The organism is Xenorhabdus beddingii (assembly GCF_002127545.1).
Lineage (GTDB): Bacteria > Pseudomonadota > Gammaproteobacteria > Enterobacterales > Enterobacteriaceae > Xenorhabdus > Xenorhabdus beddingii.
Window position 1 is genome coordinate 1 of sequence record NZ_MUBK01000164.1, and the last position, 479, is coordinate 479.

Below are 479 nucleotides of genomic sequence, written 5' to 3' on the forward strand. Positions count from 1 at the left end.
CCAGCCCTGAGCCACGCGAACCCAGCACGAAGCGCCATCATTGGCCTCGTCATAACGGTTCCAGTGGAAATGCACCTTGATGGCCCCGTTTTTATTGACGAAAATTTCCTCGCCGGCCGGCCCGACTACTATCGCGGTTTCATCGCCATCCGCCAGCGGTTTGTAGTGAAACGGCGGACGCCAGTCGGCAAGGCCGTCGATAAAGCTGAAATCGTTGCTGAGGGTGGTGCCGTCACCGCCATCGTGCCCGAATGCCTGCGGGCAGCGGCCATAATGATGGATGCCGACAATCTGCCAGCGGGTGTTCAGCGGGGTGTGCGGGTGATCTTTTATCTCGAAGATTTTGCCCGGCATCAGTTTGATGCAGTTGCTGCGCCCGTTGCCGCTTTGCTTCTGGTTATCCAGCGCTTCCTGGCGGTATTTCAGGAACGGTTTGGCGGCGGCATCTTTCTGGAAACGCCCGTAGCTTTCGAACACGG

General features: G+C 58.2%; 1 protein-coding gene. It reads right to left on the minus strand.

Going from position 1 to position 479, the window contains the following annotated elements; genetic code table 11:
- A partial coding sequence (locus Xbed_RS19070) for a contractile injection system protein, VgrG/Pvc8 family (protein WP_279625554.1) occupies nt 1-479 on the minus strand: 479 nt, incomplete at both ends.